Origin of the sequence: Prevotella sp. MGM1 (assembly GCF_002933775.1) — a bacterium.
In the GTDB taxonomy this organism is placed as follows: Bacteria; Bacteroidota; Bacteroidia; order Bacteroidales; family Bacteroidaceae; genus Prevotella.
The window spans coordinates 1-8,846 of sequence record NZ_BEWV01000032.1; the positions used below are offsets into that span (position 1 = coordinate 1).

Sequence of the window (8,846 nt, forward strand, 5' to 3'; positions counted from 1 at the left end):
ACAAAGCAAGTCCAAATACTAATTACACATATATAATATATAAAGAGACAATGGCAAAAATCTTCTTTATAAATGAAAAATAGGACTGCCATAAACCATACGATATACAATTTCTTGTAAACGGACAATATAAAAAAAGAGGGGCATACTGTAAAAAGCAAGCAAAAAAGTTTTGTGACTAACTTTTGAGACGCACCGCAATAGTTTGATACAAAACTTCGTTTTTTATCATGTCTACGCAAAAAAGAAAATCCGTGTATTGAACTATAAAACATGCCCTGTCCTGATGACACTATCCAAAATTCTGTGTGCACGGCCTTGAATTTTATGCGAAAAAAGGCGGCACTATAAAACATTTTTCATTTACACAAAAATTTTAGACCGTGCCACACAAAATCGTAAACAGTATCTTGTAAATATTTTATAGTGCCGTATTTTTATCCCGCCAACATAACAACAAATATTAATTGGTCGTTATATCCGCCATCATCTGTTAAGATACTCACCCATCGTTAAGTGGAAAAGATTGCCGTAACATTCCGCATTGTATATAGTGGCATGACTGCCCACGGTATTACGGGCAAGTATGTAGTACAAGTCCCGCAGTGTTATATCCGGCCTTTCGTCCACTGTTTCATGAAAGGCACGTGCGAAACCGTTTGAAAGCCATACTCCCATGTCAATGCCTTTCTTATCTGCCTTAGACGGCTCGTCTGCATTTGCTGCCGTTACAAACAATACTCCCGGTAGACCCAAGCAAGCCTCACCGATACTCCCGCTGTAACATGCATCAATTACGAATAACATACGCCGATACCGTCCGACATTGTGCATGGCGGCCAATATGCCGCGCACATCTTTGCCCTTTATGGTATTATCACCCCATGCCAAACGGTTCCAACCACCATGACCGCACCAAAACACTATAACATTATATTGGTGTCCGGTAAACATGTCATAGCACTTATTCCTTCTGGTTTTGTTCATGGACAAGCCCTCTTTGGGGCAAGCCAAGTTGGCTATCCGGTAAAACGCGCCTTACTTTTGAAACATCCACCAACATATAAGCGCATGAACTTCGTTAGAATGGCTATATAAAGGTCATATATGCCATTTTCTTGTGATTTCAGTACTCCTGTACAGCGGTTACATCAGCTATCCGGCAAACAGAATGGCGAAAAATACATTGAAAAGTTTTACCGGACACCAATAATAACATTATCCCGTTCATCGGCATCCAGCACCTCGGGATATGCCTTATTACCGAGCATTATCTCTTTGAGGTCTGCAATGGTTATATCACTCAGACGATAGTCTACGACAACATCATGGTATAAATTTTCACCGTCCGGCCGCACCCGTATCTCTCCCCTGTACAGATTATTAGGGTGAAAGGCGAAATTATCCTCGGAAATGAACACTATATGCCTGCCATCATAACCGTGACGGCGCAGCAACTGATACATAGCCAGCGCATCGGCCTGATGGCGGTAGTTGCTCCATGTGTCGCTTGTAGATACGATCACCGCCCTGTTTTCCTCTTGCGGCCCGTAAACGATATCCGGCTGATTCTCATCGAATGTCTGCATATGTCGTATCTGCCAGTCCCAGGCCTGCAAAGTGCTTGTCGTTCTGCCGTCACCATCGGGCGAAAGATACTCCAATGTGTGATATTTCCCGTCCACCATAATCCAATGGCTATATGTGGTGTTGAGCACACTGGCATGTGATTTAATGTCAAATGTCCAGTCCCCCGTCACTCAGCGCAGGTCTGGATGCCGGCCATTGGCAATCATGGCGAATGCCGTGTGCATGTCTGACGGGGCATCCAACTGCCATTCCAAGCATCACGCCCGTCCACAGTCTGCAATATAGCGGCATTTAAAACTCCACCTCCATCGAGAGTCTTTCCTGATGCTTGCATCGTGGCGATAGAATAAGCCGTCAGCAACAAAGCGTCGTAGAAGTGCGCATCACCGCCAGCCGGATCAATGTCGAATCGCGCCTTGAAAGCGCTGATAAATCCTGAAACAGGATCCGGCCGTGGGCAACACTCCTTCGTATTCCATAGCCTTCAATCTGCCTTCGAGCGTATTTGAATACATCATGTCCGCACAAAGCAGAGACGGAAAAGTGAAAGCCGGCCCTCCTGCCGCTTTGAGCCTGCCCAACTCATCATCGAAAACAACAGAGAACTCTTCGCTTCCAGGCACGAATATCAGCGCCTTGTTCCACAGACGACGGTCATTCACCTGCATAGCGACAGCCTGACGCAGCCCATCTTCATCCACGTATGTCACATTTCCATCGCAAGACCGAGTTCAGTGGCCAAAACGGAAAGTAAAATCATCCGCAGGGATTGTCGGCATCTACCCTCGCCATCATTCTATAGGTGCTGTCGGGCATTGCATAGCCTGTGTAGTCTGAAGCCAGCGTGTGTACTTCAAGCGAACCGCCTGCACTATACTTCATATATCCGGAAGCAAACGCCGACGCGGCTTCTTCAACCACCATGTCGCCGAGACACGCTTTCACGATATGGGCCTCGGGGCATCCTTGCGCCATGCATCCCACCAGATAAGCGGTACCGTTACGACATATACTGAACGTACTTACACGATCTAGCAAGCCCCAGCCACCCTCAAAGAATAGCGCTCTCTGATTATCCGCCAGCCCGCCGCATCGTTCACGTGCGACAGTTTCATAGTCGCTCCCGGCCAAGATTAGCAAACGGGGACGCTTGCCCGCAGTGCTCCTCTTCCACTCTTCCGTTACCCTTACGGCCTCATCCGTATCGGCAGGATGGATTATCGACAGCTGTGTACCGGTGCGCTGCCCGAACCCGATCACTCCACGGAGGGCGGCATCATTATATCCATTGTCGCCCGGCCCGTTTATCGAACAGACCACCGTGACCTCGGCTTCAGCCCGCTCCTCAGGTATGAAAATGGCATCAACATCATCACAGGCCGTCAACAGGCATAAACCGAAGGCAATACCCCAATAATATATACGCATATACGAACAAGGTTATTTTGCTATACGGTTCCAATCCGTATCCCTCTTACCAGAATCCATATAGTCGAACTCCTTAGAGTACATAAGATAATTTTGCCTATTACGCAAATCGTAAGTGGTACCATCACATGTCTTCCATTCTATGGTTATAAATTTGTCCGCTCCGATTGACGCACTATAAATTTTTAATGTATAATGATAATCCAACGGTCCCCAATGGAATTTTTCCCGCTTCTCGATGTGGCATAATAGCGCGCATCGCCTGATCCAGGCCTGAAATAACCGCTTTGTCCCATCGCGGCGAAAGCCGCGCGAGCCTTATCTGTATTATATCCAACCAACGCGTCAAGCGCCTTTGCCGCCGCTTCGCTCGACAGATTGTCGTATATCCAGCTACTATAAGTATCTCTAAGGGCACCATCCCTGCCTTTCCAATAATCAAGACCGCTCCATCCGCCATCGTAAGTCACCATTATTCCCATCTGCCCTCCACTGCGTTCTCTCACGCAAACATACTTGTATCCAGTGCTTTTTTCCTACCATACCAAACCTATCGTGAATGGCGAAGAACTATCGTTATCAGGCCAATAATTGAAAGGAATTATCATTATCTTCTCTACCTCGGGTATCTCCGGAATATCTATATATATCGTTCCCAATGCGTCGACACCGTCACCGGGCTCGTATCTGACAGAGCCATTCGCTGTGACATACTCCAACCTGCCGGGAAAATTGGCTTGAAGGCTATCGGAAAGTGTACCTGGCAACAACCACCAAAATCGTTTCTCGGCTTCTTCTGCCGTACTATCGGCCAACGTATACACCCCTAGACGCACCAAATCCAGTATCTCACCGTATTTAGGAGTGTACTTCTTGTTGCCCAGCGCATCCTCTTCTATATCACACAATTGACGCAATATGTAAGCGATATTCATCGAATCGGCTTGAAGCGCCTCCTGTTTCAGCCATTCTGCCCACTCCGCATCACTCAATCCCCAGTGATTAGCCCCGGTAAGTTCCTCTCCCGAGCCGTCATAATCGCCATCGTTGTTGTCTACGCAAGCAGTAATGGCAAACACAGCAGCAAACAACATTAAAATAAATAACCGATATTTCCTTTTCATTTGTCTCTTGTTCTTAATCATTTATCCGTATATTTATAATCAGCAGTGCGGAACAACCTGACGGGATAAAAAAAACTGATTGCGGCATCAGAACCGCAATCAATAAATTCGATACTGCCCGCCAACCCATCATCGCTGCTGCAAGACGGAGCCAGCGCAACCACAGTCATGGCCAACGAAAAGACTATCGGATAAAAATAAAAAAGGGTCTCCGCTGAGACCCAACCTTTGTTAACCTTAAATCTAATACTATGAAAAACACGTTGCAAATATACGACTATTTTTCAAAAAAAGAACACAGATACACAGACATTAAGGTGTTAAACATACACTTTCTTGACTTAAATCAATTCTATAGTTAAAATTATCTTCATCTGAAAAGAATTACACCAAAAAAAAATAACGTCAATGCCGATAGGAAAAACATACATAATAAAATATAAGGCATCCCCCACGCCATTTCATTAGAACAGAGGGTATCGCTTTCCATGGGAAAAGCAAATTTTAACATCCGCCGATTTGGCACATTCAAAAATAATGACTATCTTTGCAACGAAGGATATACGAAAAGATAATTGGAGATGAGGATTCCGGCATCAAGCGTGTTGGAATTCTTTATTTTTTTTGATACATCCTTAAAAGTATTCATTAACAACAATAAAAAGAAAAAATTATGGCTTACATGTCACAAGAAGGCTACGACAAGATGATAGCCGAGTTAAAGCGCTTGGAAAGCGTGGAGCGTCCGAAGGCATCGGCCGCCATTGCTGAGGCCCGCGACAAGGGCGACCTAAGTGAAAATTCCGAATATGACGCCGCCAAAGAGGCTCAGGCTCATCTCGAAGATAAAATAAACCAGATGAAACTGGCCATCCAGGAAGCGAAAATCATCGATACTTCGAGACTGAGCACAGACGCGGTGCAGATACTTTGCAAGGTGGAAATGACAAACCTGACCACCAAGTCTAAAATGGCATACACCATCGTGAGTGAAAACGAGGCCGATCTGCGCGCAGGAAAAATATCCATAAAGACACCGATAGCACAGGGACTGCTGGGCAAGAAGGTGGGAGACGAGGTAGAGATAACCATACCTAGAGGCACGATCAAACTGAGAATAGACAATATCTCCATTTAAAGAGTCCGGCAATTATACTCCAAGACAGGATTGCCGAAAAACAAAAAGACAGACATCTCTCACCATATAACAGTAACAGACGCATGGCAGGAATATTCGCAAAGATTGCAGCCGGAGAAATTCCGAGCTACAAATGTGCAGAGAATGAAAAATTCTACGCTTTTCTCGACATCAATCCGCTCGTGAAAGGACATACTCTCGTGATACCGCGAAGAGAAGAAGATTACATCTTCGATTTGGATGACAACGAACTGGCGGAAATGACAGTGTTCTCAAAAAAGGTGGCTCGCGCCATAAAGACAGTTTTTCCATGCAGAAAAGTGGGTATGGCCGTGCTCGGCCTTGAAGTGCCACACGCACACATTCACCTTGTGCCGATGAGGTCGGAAAAAGACATGGTTTTCTCTAATCCCAAGCTCAAGCTCGATAAGGATGAGTTCGAGAGTATCGCAAAAAGCATTAGAGAAGAGTTTGAGAAACTATGATATGATACATCAGCGCCCGTCATTACCGATATATGGCGATGCCACAGGGAAGTGACCTCAGGCCATGCCTGTCAATACGGCTGGGCAAAAAAACGGCAGCAATCCGAAAGGACTTGACAGAAACATAAAGGCACGTTCTTTTATCTTTTTGACAGATAAAAAAACGTGCCTTTATGTTCTTAACACATATGAACGGCATCAAGCCGTTCACACATTCTATATAAAATCATCACCGTATTTCATCTGCACCTCATTCACGTATTTACGCACCAACGAAGACGAATCTCCCTTCTTGCAGATAAACAACACGTTGTCTTTCTCCGCCACAATATAACCGTTGAGTCCGTTTATCACGGCGAGCTTGCCCTCCTGGAGCTTTATCACATTATCACTGCAATCCTCCAAAACAGCATCGGTATTTATCAGCACGTTGTCTCCATCGCCCTTGTGCATCAGTTCGTATACAGAATGCCACGTGCCGAGATCGGCCCATCCGAAGTCGCACGTCATCACACACACGTTGTCCACACGCTCAAATATGCCGTAATCTATGGACAGATTGGGGAAAGAAGAGTAGTTCTCAGTGATGAAAGGCATCGCGTCGCCAAGCGACTTGCCGCTCATTCCCGACTCCCACACACTGAGAATATCGGGGAACATCGTGCTGAGAGTATGACCGAAGTACCTTACATTGGCAACAAACATTCCCGTATTCCAATAAAACTCCCCACTCTCGACGAACATACGGGCGAAATCGCGTTCCGGTTTTTCGGTGAAAGACTTCACCCTGTAAACCTCACTGCCGTCAAGCCGCTCACCGAGCTGTATGTAGCCGTATCCCGGCTCGGGACGCGTAGGCTTCACGCCCATGGAGAGCATAATATCATTTCCACCTACTATGTCAAGTCCCCGACACACATTGTCGGCAAAAGCCTTCTCGTTTTGCACAAACTGGTCTGACGGTGTTATTATCACCCGGGCCTCACTGTTTCTCCCATATATCCTCATGGCGGCCGCGGCCACGCTCGGTGCCGTATTGCGGGCCACCGGCTCAACCACGATATTGGCCTCGGGTACCTGCGGTAACTGCTCTCTCAGAATATCGGCATACTCCATATTCGTGCAGACAATAATATTCTCGACAGGCAGTATCCCGGCAAAACGATCATAAGTGGCCTGCAATTGCGTACGACCGAAACCGAAAAAGTCCATGAACTGCTTGGGATACTTGTCGCGGCTGCAAGGCCACAACCTGCGTCCCTTGCCTCCGGCCAGTATCACGCAATAATTATCCTTGTTAAATTCCATGTCTGTATTAGTTCTAAATTTGGTACGAAGTTAATCATTATAACCGACACGGACAAAGATTTTAAGGATTTATAATAATTGACCGAAGGCCGCGTTGAAAGACTTTTTTCATAAGGAGAGCATAAAAACGCCAAGCCGCCGGATAAACCATACAGGCATCAGGCCGAGTATGAAAAATCCGTATCTATTCAAGGATATCACAAACCAGCAAACGGCTGCTTAGTCTTTCTTTACGTACATCATTTCTTGTCTATATCAATAATCGTATACTGCTTGCTTCCGAGTCCGATTTTCTCCGCATGGTCTATCGTATGCGTACCATGACGGCTCTTTATTCTCTCTGTCAGCGGCTTGTTGTCGTTGCCGGCCGACGGCTTTATATTGAAAATAATGTCGACACAAGCCTGGTCGAGCGCCACAGGATCTGTCGACGCCAGTATTCCCACGTCTTTAAGTCTCACCGGTTCGGGCCTCGCCACACAGTCGCAATCGACAGTCATATTGTTCATCACGTTTATATACAGCGTATTTCCACCAAAATAATCATCCACAGCCTGAGCGGCGGCGGCCATTGATTCAAGAAATCCATCATGGTCGCTGACATGGTCCCACAGTCCTTCCACCTTCTCCTGATATCCGGCAGTGTGGATATAAGCCTTTCCATTGGCCGAGGCAACGCCTATACTCGCATTCTTAAGGGCCCCGCCGAGTCCTCCCATGGGATGACCTTTGAAATGGGCGAGGTTTATCATGAAGTCATAACGTGCGAGATGACTGCCCACTATGTCGTACTTCAAATGCTTTCGGTCCCTCACAGGTATCTTCATCTCACCGTCCTCGTCCAGAAGATCGACGGCAAACAACGAATCGAAACCATGTGCCTTTATCGTCTCCCAATGGGCGGCGTTAGTATTCCGCTTCCCGCCATAAGCGGTGTTGCACTCCACAATAGTGCCATGGACCCTGTCGACAAGATTTCTTATCAACGTGGGCTTGAGATAATTGGGATTTCCCGCCTCTCCCGTACTTATCTTCACGGCCACACGCCCCTCGGCTTTCCGTCCCACGGCCTCATATATCCGCACGAGAGCCTCCGGACTTATATCACTCGTGAAATACACCTTTGACTGAGCGAAAGATGCCAACGCCGGCAATATCATTGCCAATGACAACAGTATTCTCTTCATAATCATAAATAATTGTAATATCGTTTTCAAATCATTATACAAACACATTCAGACACATGGACTTCGGTTTGAAACCGATTATATCGAACGAGGAACGCGATAAGCGCCGCACGACACAATCACCACCACCGGCACATCTACACACGCACGACACACCCGCCGAAAAGACAGCGCACATAGAGCATAATGAAACTTGTCTCATATTACCGGGATGCATCTATTTTGTGCAAAGATAAAGAAAAACGGGCAATTGGCAAATAAACCGATAACAGATTAAACAACCATTTTTACATTACCGGCCAAGTTTTCCTCACAAAAAATTTGCCGTTTCGGATTTTATATGTATCTTTGCACCCGCAAACAAAGCCCAGATGGCGGAATCGGTAGACGCGCTGGTCTCAAACACCAGTGGAGCAATCCGTCCCGGTTCGACCCCGGGTCTGGGTACGAAGATAAAAGCTAAGTATTGAGAAATCAATCACTTAGCTTTTTCATTTTTTCAGAGATGTTCCCAATCATCCTAATGGATGGAACTTTGGGTCAGCGGATTTTTCCGGTGGGCGGGAGAGAGTATCAAGAGTATAGT

The 8,846-nt window shown here is 46.3% G+C and carries 10 protein-coding genes and 1 tRNA gene; 3 read left to right on the top strand and 8 right to left on the bottom strand.

Annotated elements, in window-relative coordinates; translation table 11 throughout:
• Positions 1–486: 486 nt before the first annotated feature.
• From MoGM_RS00455 to MoGM_RS00480, 6 genes are all read right to left on the bottom strand, one after another.
• On the bottom strand, positions 487–987 hold the full coding sequence (locus tag MoGM_RS00455; protein ID WP_104368276.1) for a C13 family peptidase: 501 nt from the start codon (positions 985–987) through the stop codon (positions 487–489).
• 209 nt (positions 988–1,196) lie between these two features.
• Complete coding sequence (locus MoGM_RS00460) at positions 1,197–1,760, bottom strand: C13 family peptidase (RefSeq protein ID WP_104368277.1); 564 nt, start codon at positions 1,758–1,760, stop codon at positions 1,197–1,199.
• A gap of 228 nt (positions 1,761–1,988) precedes the next feature.
• Positions 1,989–2,300 (bottom strand): hypothetical protein, encoded by a 312-nt coding sequence (locus MoGM_RS00465; protein WP_104368278.1) that lies wholly within the window; start codon positions 2,298–2,300, stop codon positions 1,989–1,991.
• 46 nt (positions 2,301–2,346) lie between these two features.
• Positions 2,347–3,018, bottom strand: coding sequence for a hypothetical protein (locus MoGM_RS00470; protein WP_104368279.1), 672 nt, complete (start codon positions 3,016–3,018; stop codon positions 2,347–2,349).
• A gap of 185 nt (positions 3,019–3,203) precedes the next feature.
• Positions 3,204–3,524, bottom strand: a complete 321-nt coding sequence (locus MoGM_RS00475; RefSeq protein ID WP_146078593.1) for a hypothetical protein — start codon at positions 3,522–3,524, stop codon at positions 3,204–3,206.
• Positions 3,525–3,554: 30 nt separating this feature from the next.
• Complete coding sequence (locus MoGM_RS00480) at positions 3,555–4,142, bottom strand: hypothetical protein (RefSeq protein WP_146078594.1); 588 nt, start codon at positions 4,140–4,142, stop codon at positions 3,555–3,557.
• 673 nt (positions 4,143–4,815) lie between these two features.
• Here MoGM_RS00480 and greA point away from each other — a divergent pair.
• Both greA and MoGM_RS00495 read left to right on the top strand, forming a co-directional pair.
• Positions 4,816–5,280, top strand: coding sequence for a transcription elongation factor GreA (gene greA / locus MoGM_RS00490; RefSeq protein WP_104368283.1), 465 nt, complete (start codon positions 4,816–4,818; stop codon positions 5,278–5,280).
• An 83-nt stretch (positions 5,281–5,363) separates the two neighbouring features.
• Entirely contained in the window at positions 5,364–5,765 is a 402-nt protein-coding gene (locus tag MoGM_RS00495; protein ID WP_104368284.1) for an HIT family protein, read from the top strand.
• Between the two features lie 216 nt (positions 5,766–5,981).
• Here MoGM_RS00495 and MoGM_RS00500 read toward each other — a convergent pair whose 3' ends face one another.
• Both MoGM_RS00500 and MoGM_RS00505 read right to left on the bottom strand, forming a co-directional pair.
• On the bottom strand, positions 5,982–7,073 hold the full coding sequence (locus MoGM_RS00500) for a mannose-1-phosphate guanylyltransferase (protein ID WP_104368285.1): 1,092 nt from the start codon (positions 7,071–7,073) through the stop codon (positions 5,982–5,984).
• A gap of 239 nt (positions 7,074–7,312) precedes the next feature.
• Complete coding sequence (locus MoGM_RS00505) at positions 7,313–8,260, bottom strand: DUF362 domain-containing protein (RefSeq protein WP_233210080.1); 948 nt, start codon at positions 8,258–8,260, stop codon at positions 7,313–7,315.
• Between the two features lie 365 nt (positions 8,261–8,625).
• On the opposite strand from MoGM_RS00505, the gene MoGM_RS00515 reads away from it, so the two are divergent.
• A tRNA-Leu gene (locus MoGM_RS00515) sits at positions 8,626–8,707 on the top strand.
• The last annotated feature ends 139 nt before the right edge of the window (positions 8,708–8,846 follow it).